General features: G+C 36.3%; 20 protein-coding genes and 1 other RNA gene. 4 read left to right on the plus strand and 17 right to left on the minus strand.

Annotated elements, in window-relative coordinates; genetic code table 11:
* Positions 1-68 precede the first annotated feature (68 nt).
* The 8 genes from BAU27_RS03460 to BAU27_RS03495 all read right to left on the minus strand — a co-directional run bounded on the left by BAU27_RS03460 (position 69) and on the right by BAU27_RS03495 (position 6505).
* Positions 69-2006 (minus strand): ATP-dependent DNA helicase, encoded by a 1938-nt coding sequence (locus tag BAU27_RS03460; protein ID WP_071744942.1) that lies wholly within the window; start codon positions 2004-2006, stop codon positions 69-71.
* Positions 2007-2144: 138 nt separating this feature from the next.
* Positions 2145-2327 carry a DUF3921 family protein gene (locus tag BAU27_RS03465; protein WP_071770128.1) on the minus strand — a complete coding sequence of 61 codons (183 nt, stop codon included), beginning with the start codon at positions 2325-2327 and terminating at the stop codon, positions 2145-2147.
* A gap of 61 nt (positions 2328-2388) precedes the next feature.
* Entirely contained in the window at positions 2389-3528 is a 1140-nt protein-coding gene (locus BAU27_RS03470) for a THUMP domain-containing class I SAM-dependent RNA methyltransferase (RefSeq protein ID WP_071770129.1), read from the minus strand.
* Between the two features lie 180 nt (positions 3529-3708).
* An RNA gene (gene rnpB, locus BAU27_RS03475) (RNase P RNA component class B) lies at positions 3709-4099 on the minus strand.
* A gap of 87 nt (positions 4100-4186) precedes the next feature.
* A complete protein-coding gene (gene gpsB / locus BAU27_RS03480) occupies positions 4187-4522 on the minus strand; it encodes a cell division regulator GpsB (protein ID WP_000622426.1) in 336 nt (111 codons plus the stop codon).
* Between the two features lie 97 nt (positions 4523-4619).
* Positions 4620-5174: an SLOG family protein gene (locus tag BAU27_RS03485; protein ID WP_071744939.1), complete on the minus strand. Its 555-nt coding sequence runs from the start codon at positions 5172-5174 to the stop codon at positions 4620-4622.
* A 56-nt stretch (positions 5175-5230) separates the two neighbouring features.
* Complete coding sequence (locus BAU27_RS03490) at positions 5231-5653, minus strand: CotD family spore coat protein (protein ID WP_071744938.1); 423 nt, start codon at positions 5651-5653, stop codon at positions 5231-5233.
* Positions 5654-5806: 153 nt separating this feature from the next.
* Positions 5807-6505: a YppG family protein gene (locus tag BAU27_RS03495; protein WP_071770130.1), complete on the minus strand. Its 699-nt coding sequence runs from the start codon at positions 6503-6505 to the stop codon at positions 5807-5809.
* A 177-nt stretch (positions 6506-6682) separates the two neighbouring features.
* On the opposite strand from BAU27_RS03495, the gene BAU27_RS03500 reads away from it, so the two are divergent.
* Complete coding sequence (locus BAU27_RS03500) at positions 6683-6874, plus strand: YppF family protein (RefSeq protein ID WP_071744936.1); 192 nt, start codon at positions 6683-6685, stop codon at positions 6872-6874.
* A gap of 27 nt (positions 6875-6901) precedes the next feature.
* Here BAU27_RS03500 and BAU27_RS03505 read toward each other — a convergent pair whose 3' ends face one another.
* Positions 6902-7246: a YppE family protein gene (locus tag BAU27_RS03505; protein ID WP_071744935.1), complete on the minus strand. Its 345-nt coding sequence runs from the start codon at positions 7244-7246 to the stop codon at positions 6902-6904.
* A gap of 15 nt (positions 7247-7261) precedes the next feature.
* Complete coding sequence (locus BAU27_RS03510; protein ID WP_001252038.1) at positions 7262-7504, minus strand: hypothetical protein; 243 nt, start codon at positions 7502-7504, stop codon at positions 7262-7264.
* An 85-nt stretch (positions 7505-7589) separates the two neighbouring features.
* On the opposite strand from BAU27_RS03510, the gene BAU27_RS33305 reads away from it, so the two are divergent.
* Complete coding sequence (locus BAU27_RS33305; RefSeq protein WP_083595859.1) at positions 7590-7769, plus strand: phage portal protein; 180 nt, start codon at positions 7590-7592, stop codon at positions 7767-7769.
* Between the two features lie 345 nt (positions 7770-8114).
* Here the strand turns inward: BAU27_RS33305 and BAU27_RS03515 are convergent, their stop codons facing one another.
* Complete coding sequence (locus BAU27_RS03515; RefSeq protein ID WP_071770131.1) at positions 8115-9140, minus strand: DUF2515 domain-containing protein; 1026 nt, start codon at positions 9138-9140, stop codon at positions 8115-8117.
* A gap of 102 nt (positions 9141-9242) precedes the next feature.
* Here BAU27_RS03515 and recU point away from each other — a divergent pair, with 102 nt between their 5' ends.
* Both recU and BAU27_RS03525 read left to right on the plus strand, forming a co-directional pair.
* On the plus strand, positions 9243-9845 hold the full coding sequence (gene recU, locus BAU27_RS03520) for a Holliday junction resolvase RecU (protein ID WP_071770132.1): 603 nt from the start codon (positions 9243-9245) through the stop codon (positions 9843-9845).
* A gap of 65 nt (positions 9846-9910) precedes the next feature.
* On the plus strand, positions 9911-12616 hold the full coding sequence (locus BAU27_RS03525) for a penicillin-binding protein 1A (RefSeq protein WP_071770133.1): 2706 nt from the start codon (positions 9911-9913) through the stop codon (positions 12614-12616).
* Positions 12617-12639: 23 nt separating this feature from the next.
* Here the strand turns inward: BAU27_RS03525 and BAU27_RS03530 are convergent, their stop codons facing one another.
* The 6 genes from BAU27_RS03530 to BAU27_RS03555 all read right to left on the minus strand — a co-directional run bounded on the left by BAU27_RS03530 (position 12640) and on the right by BAU27_RS03555 (position 16541).
* Positions 12640-13158, minus strand: coding sequence for a YpoC family protein (locus BAU27_RS03530; RefSeq protein WP_071770134.1), 519 nt, complete (start codon positions 13156-13158; stop codon positions 12640-12642).
* Between the two features lie 3 nt (positions 13159-13161).
* Positions 13162-13809: an endonuclease III gene (gene nth, locus BAU27_RS03535; protein WP_071770135.1), complete on the minus strand. Its 648-nt coding sequence runs from the start codon at positions 13807-13809 to the stop codon at positions 13162-13164.
* 15 nt (positions 13810-13824) lie between these two features.
* Entirely contained in the window at positions 13825-14532 is a 708-nt protein-coding gene (dnaD, locus tag BAU27_RS03540; RefSeq protein WP_071744930.1) for a DNA replication protein DnaD, read from the minus strand.
* A 121-nt stretch (positions 14533-14653) separates the two neighbouring features.
* Positions 14654-15841, minus strand: coding sequence for an aspartate transaminase AspB (aspB, locus tag BAU27_RS03545; protein WP_071744929.1), 1188 nt, complete (start codon positions 15839-15841; stop codon positions 14654-14656).
* 18 nt (positions 15842-15859) lie between these two features.
* Positions 15860-16363 (minus strand): cell wall elongation regulator TseB-like domain-containing protein, encoded by a 504-nt coding sequence (locus BAU27_RS03550; protein ID WP_071770136.1) that lies wholly within the window; start codon positions 16361-16363, stop codon positions 15860-15862.
* Positions 16364-16370: 7 nt separating this feature from the next.
* Positions 16371-16541 (minus strand): YpmA family protein, encoded by a 171-nt coding sequence (locus BAU27_RS03555; protein WP_000358352.1) that lies wholly within the window; start codon positions 16539-16541, stop codon positions 16371-16373.
* Between the last annotated feature and the right edge of the window lie 109 nt (positions 16542-16650).

Below are 16650 nucleotides of genomic sequence, written 5' to 3' on the forward strand. Positions count from 1 at the left end.
AATTCGACATGGAAATCTAAATTCCTTTTATAATAGAAAAAAAGCTTGGCAAGCGCCAAGCTTTCTCCTTATAATTCTTTACCTTCTACTGGTAGTACGTTTTTCACCGCTTCTACCACTTTCTCATCTTCTGTATCAGATAAGAAGATTGATATAGCACCTTTATCGTCGCTCGTACGAATTAAACGGCCAATCCCTTGACGAAGACGTAAAATCATATATGGTACATCTACATCCCAGAATGGATCATTTACATGTTTACGCTTCGCTTCAAACACAGGATCGTTTGGAGGGAATGGTAATGACCAAATAATAACATGTGATAATGATGAGCCAGGAATATCTAAACCTTCCCATAAATGAACGGCACAAAGTACAGTCTCTTCTTCATTTTGGAAACGAGAAACGAGCTGACTAATTTCTTGATCCCCTTCATATAGGAACGGAACTGACATTTGCTCTTTACTTACATATTCTTTAAACGCTGCAAGCTCTTGTGTTGTACGGAATAATACAAGTGTACGTCCATTTGTTTTCTGTATATTTTCAAGTGTATATTGACACTTTCTTTCCCATTCATTTTCTTTCGTATGCGATAATAAGTTTACTGCCATTTGCTCTTCATAATCAAACGGTGAGGCAACTGAGAATGATAAGTAATCTTTTACCCCTAGGCTGTTTGCAGTAAATGCGAACGAATCATTGTCCGATAATGTCGCAGAAGAGAAAATGTATGGAATTTTCTTCGAGAATACTTTTTCTTGTAACACTTCTTCAACTGCACGCGGCATAATAACTAACGTGAAGGCACCATCACCTTCTTCACCCCACGTAATTACATTTTTCTCATGCATGAAAAGACGAAGTGAATGTTCTAACACATCTAAATGTTCATCAACGATATTTAAATCATACGTGTTTACTGTATGCATTTCACTTTCAAATACCAGTGCATCACCGACTTCACCGATTTTCGCATAAAGTCTTTTCGCTTCTGCAGTTACTTTTTCTGTCACAGTAATTTCTAAACGATCAGAACCTTCAATTTCCTTTTTATTCTCTTGTAACACATCGAAGAATCGCTCTGTTTGCCAAATTGTTTCTTCTACTAAATGTGCAAACTCTTCACGAATATCATTTTGTAACAATCTCGTTAAAAGTTGCTCCATCATCGTTTGCTTTAAACGGTACGTTAAGGCTTTTTGAGCTGCATATTCTACAAGATGTCCTTCATCGAATACAACGCAGCTACTTTCAGGTAGTAATGGAATTTGTCCTTCACGTTTACGAGCATCGTACGTCCAAATATGATCCATATAGAAGTCTTGAGAACAAATGATTAAATCTGCCGCTTTACGATAATGTTCACGAGAAAGAGTTTGTCCACAGCGATGACGTGAATCGCAAGTGAAGCAATCTTGGAAGTAATCCCAGTTTACTTTTGACCATTCCTCATCATTTAAAAGTGGAAATTCTTTTCTGTCACCATAGTGAGTAAAGTTTTGCATCGTACCATGATCAAATACAAACTGTGGTAATTCATAATATACGTCTTCAATTACTTCCGGAGCTCGTCCACTCATAACATCTTCAAGTTTACGTAAACATAAATAGTTATCCATCGATTTCGCAAGTCTTACGTCAACAGATAGTCCTAATGCTTCAGATAACTTAGCAATGTCCCCTTCTTCTTTCACAAGCTGCTCAATTAACGTTTCATCTGCACAAGCGATAATAGCAGGTTTCCCTGTATAACGTGCATAACAAATTGCATATAAAAGATATACAATTGTTTTCCCTGTTCCTACTCCCGCTTCTGCGAACATAACTTTTTTCTCTTGGAAAGCGCGCTCTAACTGAAACGCCATAAAAATTTGTTCATCACGCTCTTCAAAGCCTTTTTCCGGAAGGATGTCGTAAAATACATCTCCAATCCACTCATTCAACTTATCATAAAAATTGTCTTGTTTTCCTACTTCAAATGGTAATCTCTTCTCAGTAAACATCCTTAGCCTCCAACCAAACAGTTTTTCTATAAAAAGATTTAGTAGCTGCTACTCATATGCGTGCAGCCACTTTCCCCTGTTGCAATACATAGAAATACACGAAAAAAAATTTCCCTTTCGAAAAAGGAAAATTTTCTTCTATATTAATGACTTTAAATACCGTTTATCAATCGCTGTTTCATGTGAAAGAGCTGATAAATATTCTTCCTGCGCTTTTTGTATTTCATCTATAATTACGCCTTGACTATCCACTTCTTTTCCGAGCACATCATACGTACGGTGAATAGCTTTTTGAATCATTGATAATTGAAAACTATCCATATCACTGCCTCCTTTACGCATTACATAATAGCCAGTATATGCGTGCTGGAGGAGTTTTATACTATGGATTACGCGGTGGACGTTTTCCGAAGTATTGGTAGTAATCTGTACGGATAAATCCGTTAAATAGTTTACGTTTCTTCGACGCATCTTTTCCGTAACACTTCTCAAATGCTTCGTAACTTGTTAATAAATACATTGACCACGTATCTAACGGGCGGAATACTTGTCCCATTTCTTTATACAGTTGTTCAACGAGCGCTTTTTCACTTAAACGTTCTCCGTATGGAGGATTCGTTACGACGTAGCCATAATCCTCTTTTGTTGTGAAATCTTTTACTTGCATTTGTTTAAATGTGATTAAATCACCTAAACCTACTTCTTCTGCGTTATCTTGAGCAACTCGAATCATACGATGGTCAATATCAGATCCAATGATTTGTAATGGTTGATTATAATTTGCTAAATCTTCAGCTTCTTGACGAGCTTCACGCCAATTTTGTTTACCAACCCAGCCCCATTCATCCGATGCAAAACCTCGGTTAAATCCTGGTGCGATATTTTGTCCAATTAATGCAGCTTCAATCGGAATTGTTCCAGATCCACAGAAAGGATCCACGAAAGGACGATCTGGCTTCCAGTTCGTTAACTTAATTAAAGACGCAGCTAATGTTTCTTTTAAAGGAGCTTCCCCTTGATCCATGCGGTACCCACGTTTATGAAGTCCAACACCACTCGCATCAATTGTTAATGTTGCAATATCTTTCAACATTGCAATCTCGATACGGAATAACGGACCATCTTCTTCAAACCAAGTTGTACGTTTATATGTTGTTTTTAATTTTTCAACGACAGCTTTTTTAACGATACGTTGGCAATCCGAAACACTGAATAACTCAGATTTTAAAGATTTACCGATAACAGGGAATTCTCCGTTCTCTGGAATATAATCTCCCCAGTTTAATGCTTTCGTTTTTTCAAATAGCTCATCAAATGTTGTTGCTTTAAATTCGCCAACTTTAATTTTCACACGGTCCGCAGTACGTAACCATAAATTCGTGCGACAAATCGCCTTTTCATCTGCTTCAAATGTTACTTTGCTGTTTTCTACTTGACATTCATAACCAAGATCGCGAACTTCTCGGGCAACTAACGCTTCAATACCCATTGCCGCTGTTGCAATTAAAGTAACTTTTCCCATTTGCATTCACCTCTTATGTATATTCAAACAATAATTAATAGCAATTTGTCCTATTAATCATTACATTTTACGAAAAATTTTCTCATTAACCATTGTAACTCATAATTTATAACTTCATACAAATAAAAAGCCCTCCTCTAACAAAGGAGAGCTGAGTTATTTCATAGTTGGTTCATAACGTTCTGTAAGCCATGTTCTGTTCCTTTGTACTGCAAACGGCCCACGCCTCGTACTCCAGTGGCAATCATCTATCTACAGGTTATAAAACCTGTCCTTTCCCGTCGTTCATTTCCTTGGAAAAGATTCCCCTACCATTATTTGGGTTTCTCGCTCGTGGGGTTTACCTCGTTCCACTCCTATCATTTCTTCAAGGACTTCGTCACTGTGGCACTTTAAAGGTAGTCAAACCATATCCGAAAGGACTTAGGTTTTTTCCCTGCCGTTAAACCAGCTTCACAGCCAGAATACCCTAGCTTATGACTTGGCTAGGCACGAACACTACGACCATCTCAGGTCGTGCGAGCATGGACTTTCCTCTACAACGTTGGCGTTGCAGCGATTACCCAAACGTTATGACAAACATTAGTATAGTGGAAACAAAAAGATTTTGCAATGTTTTTTTCTATGTAAACTACTTTAACCTTTTTGTTACCCTAATTTATTCGTATAACTTACTTCCAAATACAGCTTTTTCTAAATTAGATAGACGTTTTAAAATATCCGTATTCGTATTGTTATATACTGGTTGTGCAACTGGTGTTTGTACTGGTTGTTGCGGAACTTGTGTTGCCGCTACTTTCTGCTCTTCTAATTCACGTTTTAAACGAGCATTTTGTTGTTTTAATTGATCAAATTCCTTATGAAAAGCTTCATAATCTTTAATAATCATATCAAGAAACTTATCTACTTCTTCTTGTTGATAACCTCTCATACCTGTTTTAAATTCTTTTTCTAAAATATCTTTCGCTGTTAATTTAATTTTATCCGAAATCATTTTCTTCACCTCAAATTTTTGCCAAAGCTTTCATTAACTAAATTTTTTCAGAAACAATGCCTTTTGTCAATCAAATATGCAAGTACAATATTACATATTAATCTGCATTATTCCACTGTTCCTCTTCCATTATATCTTGTAAATCAGAAAAAAGAATGAAATAACTGTGATAATTTTCTATTTCTCCTTTTTTCTTAGCCGCTTCTACTATATATTTAGGGCTCCCAGGCTTTTCTTCATCATATACAGCTAAAAGTGCATCACTTTTTGCAATAAAAAATTGATTCTTTAATTTAAATTGCTCTGGGCTTTCGTACTTCCGTTTCGTAATACTATCAATGTGATCTGCTTGCGAAAGAATAAATTCGTAATATTCACGGTTATCTTCCTTCCAATTTTCTTCTTGTTCTAAAAAAGGAGTAAATACCGCTAATTTTAAATCTGGATATTCTACTTGAATCTCAAAAACAACTTCAGCAGCCCATAATTCGACTCCTAACTGGCCACTAATAATAACCCACTCCAAACCATCTTCTACAAAAGCAGTTAACTTACGACGAAGCGCCTTTTTTATACATTCTACTCCTGGATGATCATTTTTAAAGATTCCAAGCTCAAATGGCTTATATCCTGTTACAGTAACAACTTTCATATCAACACTCCATTACAAAAAAAAGAACTAGCATTTCGCTAGTTCTAACATATCATTTACTTTTTAAACATTCCACCAACGTTTGGTCCGATATTCGGTCCGATATTTGGTCCAAACGGAGATACATTCGGTCCCGGTCCAAATGGTGACACGTTCGGTCCTGGTCCAAATGGAGATATATGATGCCCGTGGTGATGATGACCATGACCACATGGTCCACATCCCCCGCCGAATCCACCACCAAATCCTGGATCACCAGGATCTACAACGTTTACATTCGAGTTTGTTTGTGGGAAGAAGCCTTGATTTTTAATTTGTTGATGGTGTACATGTGTTGTATGCGTTGGGAAAATGTGTGGCACCACCGTTGTTGAAAAAGAATGTGTTACGCATTGTTTGGTCGGATGAATGACAGGAGCAGTTGTACAAATAGGTCCTACAGGCTTATGCCCTCCAAAACAAGGATGACAATGATGCATAGTTTTTCTCTCCTCTCTCTTAAAAAAAATCTGACTACACTTTACAATATGAGAGAAGAGGTTAAGCCGCTTGTTATATACACCCATTTATTTCATAGAAATTTGACTATTGCCCTACTTCATACATAATACTATTATAGATACCCCCCACTATTATTTACCAAAAAAACCTCCAACTTGCTTAACGATTCCTGTCACTTGATTCATCGCATTCATCATTTGTCCAGCTGTGTTCATCATTTTATTTACATCATAGTTGCCATCTGATGTTTTAAATTGGGAAACAAAACTAGAAAATTGACTCGGTTGCTGTTGTTGCTTTTGTTTATTCATAGTTGGATACGGTTGTTTTGGTGGATAAAACATCGCTTGTTGATTTCCATAGGAAGATGGTGGCGGCATATAATATTGTGAATTCATATAAGGTTGTTGTTGATTCATGTAGGGTTGTTGTTGATTCATGTAGGGTTGTTGTGCTTGTTGTGCTTGTGGTTGCTGCTGTTGTTGATTCATGTAGGGTTGTTGTGCTTGTTGCGGTTGCGGTTGCTGCTGTTGTTGATTCATGTAGGGTTGTTGTGCTTGTTGCGGTTGTGGTTGCTGCTGCTGATTCATGTAGGGTTGTTGTGCTTGTTGCGGTTGCGGTTGCTGCTGTTGTTGATTCATGTAGGGTTGTTGTTCTTGTTGCGGTTGATTCCCAAACGACACTTCAAAAGGTTGATAATAATTTTGGTTCCCATAATGAGGCTCGAAAGGATACATATTATATCGTAAATATGTATCCTCATTATATTGGTACATATTTTGCTGTGCATATGGATTTGTTTGCTGATATACATTAGGTTGTTGAAACATGCATACTCTCCTCCTTCACATAAGTTTCTACATATAGAATATGTACCTATAAAATAAAATGTGTGACGGAGTATCTGTCTGTTTTTGTCGGAAGTTTAAATTTTTAAAAAAATTAGAAAGTAAACCCTTCCATGCTATGATAATAAGGAAGAAGATTCTCATGGGGGAGGAATCAACATGGTATTAGGGGATTTAAAACAAGCGTTTTCTCAAAAAAAGGGGTACTGTACAGAAAGTTCAAATGAACTGCTAGACTTTGCGAGACATTGTTATCTCGACGGAAAAATATGCATCTCAGATTACAGAACATTAATACGTGAATTAGAAATAAACGGCGCAACAAAACCTACAACAGCGACAGAAGCCTAAAAAAAACAAGAGGGTTTTCCCCTCTTGTTACTTACATTGATCTACGATATTTTGTAAAGTATACGAAATAGCTTGATGAGTTTCAAAGAAACGTTTACCTTTTCCCTTATTAACAAAACATTGTAGCACATTAGTTTGTAAATTCTCATACACTTGATCGATTTGTTGTACATGTATATACTTAGGCAGCTCTTCCTTTATCCATATATAAGCTAATTCTTTCCACACCTCTAACTCCGCATCTACCATATCAACAAATGGCTTCATATCCTTATAAAAATCATATTCATCCATTTCTCTTTTTTTTACATTGGCTTCATCATTATACTGCATTAACTTCTCCGAAGACTGGATTAATGCTTCATATTTCATTTTATTCCCACCTTATTATGCACTCACTACGACGTTTTGAAATGTCTTTACCCAGCTCCCTTTTTCTTCGTGATGCACTAATTTATTTTCCATATGCTCGATATGCATTTCTGTTATTTCTATCTTATTGCATATTTTTTCAACTTTATCCTTCAATGCGTGATTCATTCTAATCCCAATATTCATTTCCAGCAAATCGAGAGAACTTAACATTTGATCCATTTTTTTCATAACATCTTCCTTCTGAACCATCGCCATATTTAAAACGCCCCCTTCTTTGCCTTTCCTTTGTCATGTAATTTCGCCGATTGATTGGTTACTCCTGCTCACATGACAAAACTAGTTGATATTCGTCAAAGAAATCATTTTGTATGCCATTTTTAGAAATGGTAACAATACAAAAAGGAGGTGTATTATGATGGCAAAAAATAAAAATGAAAAAAAGAAAAAACAAAACAAACAACAAAACAAACCTGAGACTGGTAATCCAAAGCTTGATGGTCCAAATTTCCCCGCTACATAAAGTGAAACTTTAATCAGTGAGGGTTTTGTTCATCCCCCACTGATTATTAGCCTTCACTAATCGAGCGTTTACGGGCAGCAAGGCTTCCACCTAACTTCTTTGCTCCAGCCGAATTTTGAGGTGGGAGTTTTACCGCCCACAAATAGCAGGATAAAATGCCCCTTTAACCAAAGTGGCTTTTACAAATAGCTAATTTCCAGTCTAACCTTCCCTATTCGCTTTCGATAAGTGCTGAGGTTAAAGTCGTACTGCCGGCAAATAGCGAAGTAAAAAGTAATTTGTTGAAGAACATATTACTTTTAATCAAGAAGCCCCGCCTTCATGTAGGAAAGCGGGACTTTTTGATTATATCATGAACTCATCTATTCTTTTAACAAAACTACTTAATATAGAAAGAGTGTGTATTTGCTCCCTCTTCATTCTATACCATTCTGTTATATTAATTTCCCCCTTTGGCTTTTCAAGTACAAATAAAGACTCCATTTCCATCCCTTCACTAAACCAATCTTTTTCAATTAATTTTTCGTGAGCGACAATAGCGTACACATCTCTAAGAGCCGGTGTACTTGATTGTCTAACCTCTCTTATATTACATTCATAATCCATCCTTGATCCCGTATGCCTAGTTTGCAATGCAAACTTATAAAAAGAATCTTTATACTTTGAATGAAACAATAACCAAGCTAACTTCTTCCCAAGTTCTATACGTTTTTGTAACGTTTCAAATTGATAAACTGAAAACCCATACATTCTCCCTTCCATCATCGGAAAAACAACTGCACTAATGTGAAGTATTTCTTGAAATTTGAACACTGCCGTATCAAATACATGTTTTTGAAAGTATGTATTCTCGATTACTGGTTTTTGAATTTTATTTTGTTCATTAATAATAAGCGCCGTCATAAGCCTATTGATATCTTTTTTCTCCCAGAAATATGACCATTCTTTTTCCATAAAAATTGATATGTTAAAAAATTGTAACAAATGAAAGAGCGGCTCACATCGCCTTTTACTTTCTTCATACAGTAATAGTTGAGGGAATGCATCTAAAAAAATGAGCCAATTGGCTTTCTCATAACAAAGAAATAATCGTCTCTTAACTGTTTGGGGTAGAAGATTAGAATAATATTCTCCTTCTAAATCTGTCATATTCCATCCCCCATTCCTTGAGACCATACTCGCTAAAAAAGACCACCTAATTTCTTTATTTCTCAAATAATATTCTTGGTAAGATTGTGTACGTGAAATGTTATCTACGTTAGCTACATCCGTTCTCTCCTTAATATTAAGAACTATAGCTTTCTCCTCTTCTGTACACAAAATATCATTACGGTTTTGCTTAATTTTTTCGTAATCGTTCCAGCTAAACATGAATAAGTACCATACCTTTCTTGAAAAAGGTCACATCTTTTTTCATTTTTTGATATAATCACCTTTGTAAGTAATTCTTAACAAGTTGGGAGTGGACACAATATGACCATTCGTTACCCAAATGGAAAAAGGTACGATCAAGCTTCACAACCCCATAAAACACCAATAAAAAAACATACTTACAGTAATAGAGGTATGTCCCTTGAAGAGGAATTGAATGAAACCAATCAATATTACTTAACCCATAATATTGCATGCGTACATAAAAAACCTACACCTCTTCAAATTGTAAAAGTAGATTACCCCGCTCGAAGTGCTGCAGTGGTAAAAGAAGCGTATTTCAAACAACCTTCTACAACAGATTACAACGGTGTATACAAAGGGAAATACATCGATTTTGAAGCAAAAGAAACAAAAAACAAAACCAGTTTTCCACTTCAAAACTTCCACCTTCATCAAATTGAGCATATGAAGCAAGTAATCGCTCATAATGGAATTGCATTTGTTATTATTAAATTTACACTTTTTGATGAATTTTATTTATTAGATGCAAAACATATTATTGCATTTTGGAATCGTCAAAATACTGGTGGACGTAAATCGATTACAAAACAAGAAATAGAAGAGCATGGATCTTTATTATCATGCGGTTATCACCCTCGAATTGATTATATCCGCGTACTAGACACGGTTTATTTTTCGTGATAGAGTCATCACTAAGGCTCTTTTTTCGACTTTTGGGGAGAGAATGAAAGGTAGGAGAAAGTATAATGTCAGATAATTATCGTTCTCGTACAGAACGAAATCATGTAAAAAATCAAACGAAAGAAACAAATAAAGAAGAAAAACCAAAGAAAAAAGGTTCCTTTTTCAAGAAATTCCTTATAGGTTTTCTACTTCTTAGTATCGTCGGACTCGTTGCCGGCGTTTCAGCTTTCTTTGTTATGGTAAAGGACGCTCCGAAATTAGACAAATCAAAACTTGTCAATCCTTTATCAACAAAATTCCTTGATAAAAACGGGAATTTCTTCTATGAATACGGTGCTGAAAAACGAACCCATGTTACATATGAACAAATTCCAAAAGTAGTTGAAAATGCCTTCCTTGCGACTGAAGATTCACGCTTCTATGACCATAATGGAATTGACTTTAAACGTACTACAAAAGCAGTTATGGAAAATGTCACTGGTGGTTTCGGATCACAAGGTGGTAGTACAATTACACAGCAAGTAGTTAAAAACTATTTCCTAACGATGGAAAAAACCGCAAAGAGAAAAGTGCAAGAATGGTACTTATCTTATAAATTAGAGCAACAGTACTCTAAACATGAAATTCTAGAAATGTACTTAAATAAAATCAACTTAGGTAACCGTTCGTATGGTATTGCAACTGCAGCAAAAAAATACTACAACAAAGACTTAAAAGACTTAAAGTTACATGAAGCTGCAATGCTCGCTGGTTTACCCCAAGGTCCTAACATTTATGATCCAACAAAACCAGAAAATGTTGAACGAGCAACAAATCGCCGTAATGTTGTACTAACATTAATGAATCGTCATGGCTACATTACAAAACAAGAAATGAACGAAGCTATGCAAATCTCTGTAAAAGAAGGTCTTCTTCCATCTTCAGATGCAACTGAAATGCCTTATCAAGCATATTTAGATGCCGTTTTCAAAGAAGTAGAAAAAGAGATACCTGATGTGAATATTGGCTCTGATGGTTTAATAATCCATACAAATCTTGACCTTGAAGCTCAAGATTATGCAGATAAAATAATGGATGGAAATCTTATTAAATATCCAAATGATCAATTCCAAGGTTCATTTGTATTTATGGATACGAAAACTGGAGAAGTTCGTGCAGTCGGTGCCGGTCGTAAAGAAAACAAATCAACATTTAAAGGACACAACATGGCTATCGATTTAAAACGTCAAGTTGGTTCAACAATGAAACCTATTTTTGACTATGGTCCAGCTATTGAAAATCTACAATGGTCTACGTACCATCAATTAAATGACTCAGAGTACACATACTCTGATGGTACAAAAATTAAAAATGCTACAAACAGTTATAAAGGAGATGTCTCCCTACGTGACGCACTAAAAAAATCTTTAAATATTCCTGCTTTAAAAACAGCTCAAGCGGTCGGGCTTGATAAATCAAAAGCATTCGCCAAAGATCTAGGCATGACATTTAAAGATGATACTGTATTTGAATCAACTGCAATTGGTAGTAATGAAAACTCTCCGTTAGATGTCGCTGGAGCTTATGCAGCATTTGGAAATGACGGTATGTACAATAAGCCTCATTTCGTTAAAGAAGTTATTTTCCCAGATGGGAAAAAGAAAAGCTTTAAGCCGAAAGAAAAACGAGCAATGCACGATTATACAGCTTACATGGTTACCGATGTACTTCGTGATGTTGTAAAACCTGGTAGTGGTGGTACTGGCCCAACGGCTTATGTTCCCGGTTTTGACGTTGCTGGTAAAACAGGAACACAAAACTTTGATAAATCTGTTATTAAAAAATACGATATTCCAGCAGATGCAAACAGAGATAGTTGGTTCGCAGGATATACGCCTCAATATACAATGGCTGTATGGACCGGTTATGAAAAAGATAGTGCAGAAAATTACATTGGAGATCGTTCTACTAGAATTGCTCAGCAAATGTTCCAAGTGATGATGAGCAAATTCGCTACAGATAAATCTCGTTTCGAGCGCCCTTCTTCTGTACAAGAATTAAATGGAGAACTGTACATTAAAGGTGCGAAAAAAGATGCAGTTAAAGAAATTAAAGTAGATCCACCTAGTGGCCTTAATGTCGCTTTCGATGGTGCTAGCACAGTGACACTGAACTGGTCTGGACCATCATCAAATGTTGATGCATACGCAGCAAGCTATAAAGCTACTGACGGTTCTAGTGGTAGCTTGTCAGTAAGCGGTACGACAGCTACTCTTGGTGGCATTAAACCAGGTGTTACTTACAGCTTCTCTGTAGTAGCGAAAAAAGGTACTGGAACAAGTCCTGCAATTGGTGCATCATTCACTGCGCCTGGCGGAACTCCAGATGCGAAAACAGCTGACGAAGAAGCTAAGAAAAAGGCTGACGAAGAGGCCCAGAAAAAGGCCAATGAAGATAAACTAAAACAAGAAGAAGCTACAAAAAAAGCTGACGAAGATCAGCGTAAACAACAACAGCAACAACAGCAACAAGAACAACAGCAACAAGAACAACAACGTAAACAGCAAGAAGAAGCTCAAAAGAAAGCTGCTGACGAAGAGGCTAAGAAGAAGGCTGACGAAGAAGCTAAGAAAAAAGCTGACGAAGAAGCTAAGAAAAAAGCTGACGAAGAAGCTAAGAGAAAAGCTGAAGAAGAAGCCAGAAAAAAAGCTGAAGAAGAGCAGCACCAACAGAATCCCGGAGGAGATACACCTCACGCAGACGGAGATGTTGTTACATCAGAGTCTTAATAACAAAAAAGAAGTCCTTACTCTTAACGAGAAAAGGACTTCTTTTTTGTTATCATTTTCTTAACATATAGCTTTTCTATTTCAATATACAACTGTGCTAATTGAATATACGAATGATAATTACTCGGTTTCTTTATAATAAATGAGTATCGTTCTATAAAATTAACAGGTTGTACTTCCAATTCATTCGTATTTACTTGCATCTCATTCAAACTATGAACAGGCTTCTCATTTAGCCAATATACAATCGATAGCAAGTGTGCTGCAAAAAGAATCATCGGGCCCTCAGCTTCTTGTTTTTTTCGGTTTCGAAATAGTGTAGCAATTTCTTCATGCCTGCTTTTCCATACATTTAACACCCCTGGAATACTTGTTTCAATTTCATTCCACGGCTCATATTGTCTTTCAATATCAAATATAAAGTAAGTCTTTTGTATTATTTCTTCAAAAGACTGGTCTGTATTATACGTAATCGAATTTGCACTCTTTTTAAAAAATGGTACGTACCGAAACTCTTTCGGTATTTCTATAACTCGCTCCATCCTTTATTTCCCCTTCATTCGTTTCTTTCCTTCACGACATATTTCTAGTAATCGGCACTCTTCACATTGTGGTCGCTGCGCCTTACAGTAATAACGTCCAAAGAAAATCATACGATGGTGTGTAACTCCCCACTCATCCATTGGAATTTTCTTCATCAACGTCTTTTCCACTTCTAACACAGAATCTTTCCATCTACAAATTGCTAACCGTTTACTTACTCTCTCTACATGCGTATCAACAGCAATCGCTGGAATTCCAAATGCTACCGAAACAACTACATTCGCTGTCTTCCTTCCTACTCCTGGTAATTTCGTCAGCTCGTCACGGTCTTCTGGAACTTTCCCGTTATAATCATCTAGTAATATCCGGCACAATTTTTGAATATTTTTCGCCTTATTTCGAAACAATCCAATGGAACGTATATCTTGTTGTAATTCTTCTAAAGACACACTTAAATAATCTTCTGGTGTTTTATATTTTTGAAATAAGTTTTTCGTCACTTTATTCACAAGTGCATCTGTGCATTGTGCAGATAATGCCACTGCGATTACAAGTTCAAATGGATTATCATGAATTAATTCACAATGCGCTTCTGGATACATATCCGCCATTGTATCTAAACAATAACGAATTTGCGTTTTGTTCAACATATCTTTCCTCCTACACTACTGCTCCAACCAATTATAAAAAGGCACTTTCCCAGTAAATTTCGTCTCTTGTTTTGTCGTTTGTTGTGTGCGTTGTTGATTCGCTCTAAATTTCTGGCCTTGATTTTGCGCTTGATCTACCGTTTTAATTCCGTTCTTTTTCCACTCAAACAAAATACGATCAATATACCGGAAATTAAGTTTACCACTCATAACAGCTTCACGAAGAGCCGCTTGAATTAAATTCGGATGGTGTTGATCTTGATCTTCCCACATCCCTAATGTTTCACATTCAAATGGCGAAAGTGGTCTTCCGAATTCCTTTTCAAATACTGTATATAAATTTACTTGAATTTGTTTTTGTTCTTTTTGCTCTTCCTCTATAGATTCATTCATTAAAAAGTGCAATATTTTTTCCCACAGTGGTTGTAAAGAATAACTTTCACACATCATCGCTTCAGATCTTCGTCCACCTTCTAGTGCTAAAAAGCCTTTTTGGATTAAAATCTGAATCACTTCCATGCATTTCATTTCTGTTATCGTCATCCGTTCTGAAATCTCTGAAGGAGTCGGGAACGAATTACCTGATTCTAAAAATGTGTGTACATGAAGTACTACCATAAATTCCGTCTCATTTAAACCTAGCTTTTTATAATGCATCATAAGCAATTTAGGAATCGCTATGCTTCCCTGTTCAAACCATTGTAACATCATTTTCTTTTTCATCACCAAACACCTCGCTTTCTAGTATAACACACCTTTAGCCATTTCTTTTTGCCACAATTCGTCAAAAAAACCTCCCTATATATAGGGAGGTTTTTTTCCATTTACTACAAGAAACAGACGATTAAGCCTGTACTTTACTTTTCATGAACGTATGAATTCGTTCTAATGCTTTCTCAACTTGCTCAAGAGATGTCGCATACGATAATCGAACGTTATTTGGTGCACCAAATCCTGTACCTGGAACAAGAGCCACCTTTTCTTCTTCTAATAATGCTTTTGCCCACTCATCAACTGTATCATACCCAGCTAATGCTACGGCTTCTTTTACATTTGGGAACAAGTAAAAAGCACCTTGTGGCTTAATGCAAGTAAAACCAGGAATTTGAATTAATTTATCATAAATAATGTTCAATCTTTCTTCAAACGCTTGACGCATTGTTTCTACAGGTTCTTGTGAGCCTGCATACGCAGCAATTGCACCGTATTGAGCAATTGAAGTAGGGTTTGACGTACTATGACTCGCTAAGTTCGTCATCGCTTTAATAAGCTGCTTATTTCCTGCTGCATATCCAATACGCCAACCTGTCATAGAATGTGATTTAGATACACCATTAATAATAAGTGTTTGTTCTTTCAATGCATTAGAAAGCTGGGCAATTGAAGTATATTCCGCGTCACCATAAATTAATTTTTCATAAATCTCATCTGAAACGATTAAGATATCATGCTCTAAACATACTTCTCCAAGCTGTTGTAATTCTTCTTTGCTGTAAATCATCCCTGTTGGATTGCTCGGTGAATTAATAATAACTGCTTTCGTTTTCTCTGTAATTGCCTCACGCAGCTGCTTTGCTGTAATTTTGTACTCATTGCCTTCTAGACCTTCTACATAAACTGGCTTACCACCAGCAAGCTTTACTTGCTCAGGATAACTTACCCAATAAGGAGTTGGGATGATAACTTCATCTCCTTCATCAAGTAACACCTGGAATAATGTATATAATGCATGCTTGGCACCATTACATACAATAATTTCAGATGGATCATACACAATTCCTTGATCACGAGTAAACTTCTTCACAATTTCTTGTTTTAACGCTTGTAATCCACCTGTTGGTGTATACTTCGTATGTCCTTCTAACATCGCTTTATGCGCAGCATCCATAATATGTTCTGGCGTATTAAAGTCAGGTTCTCCTGCTCCTAATCCAATTACATCATGACCTTCTGCTTTTAATGCTTGTGCCTTTGCTGTAATTTCTAAAGTTGCAGATGGTGTTAAAGCAGCTACTCGCTTTGCTAATTTCATTTGTAGTTCCCCCTACATCTATTTTTCAATGCTGTAGTGTCCAGCATAAACCCCATTTTGAAACTCTAAATAGTAATACGTATAACGATCTTCCTGATCAATATATGTAATTTCCCACAATGGAATATCGTTTTGAGCACCTAATTTTACTTTTATAACTTCTTTTGGTTTCGGCTTCGGCTCAGCACCTTCTCCTGTAGCTTGTTCAGCCAATTTTTGCAAAGCAGCTTTTTCTGAAATACCTTCGCTCTTTTTCTTCACAAGGACATTTCCTTTTTTATCAGGCACCCAAACAATAATTTGTTCTCCTTTTTCGTCTACACCTTGCACGACTGTATATGAAGAATTTCCATTATAATAATCCACAGATTTTACCTTTGTAAGCTTTGCTTTTTCTTTAGCAATTTCTACAGATTTTGCCTCTTTAGGAATTTTCTTTTCCATTGCTTTATTATAAACATACGCCCCATATATTCCGCTAGCAACGATTACGATAACGACTGCAAAGATCCACTTTTTCATTGTATCACTACGTTCTGTAAATCGTAAATACAGCTGTTTCTTTATCTTTTTCGTCTAATGCTAATCCGAACATGAGGTCCTGCTCTTTTAACGTGCGATTCAAGCTATCAACAATTTTATACAAGTCAGACGAATATTTAATACGCGTCGTTGATAGGACTTCGATTTTCTTATCCATGAAAAAACTCCTCCGTTACACAAAAATTTCTAATTATAGAAGAACGCAATGCGGTTACAATAAGAGTACATTCTTTACAACCCCTGCTTCATCACCCATCTATTATAGC

Source organism: Bacillus sp. NH11B (assembly GCF_001884205.1).
Lineage (GTDB): Bacteria > Bacillota > Bacilli > Bacillales > Bacillaceae_G > Bacillus_A > Bacillus_A proteolyticus.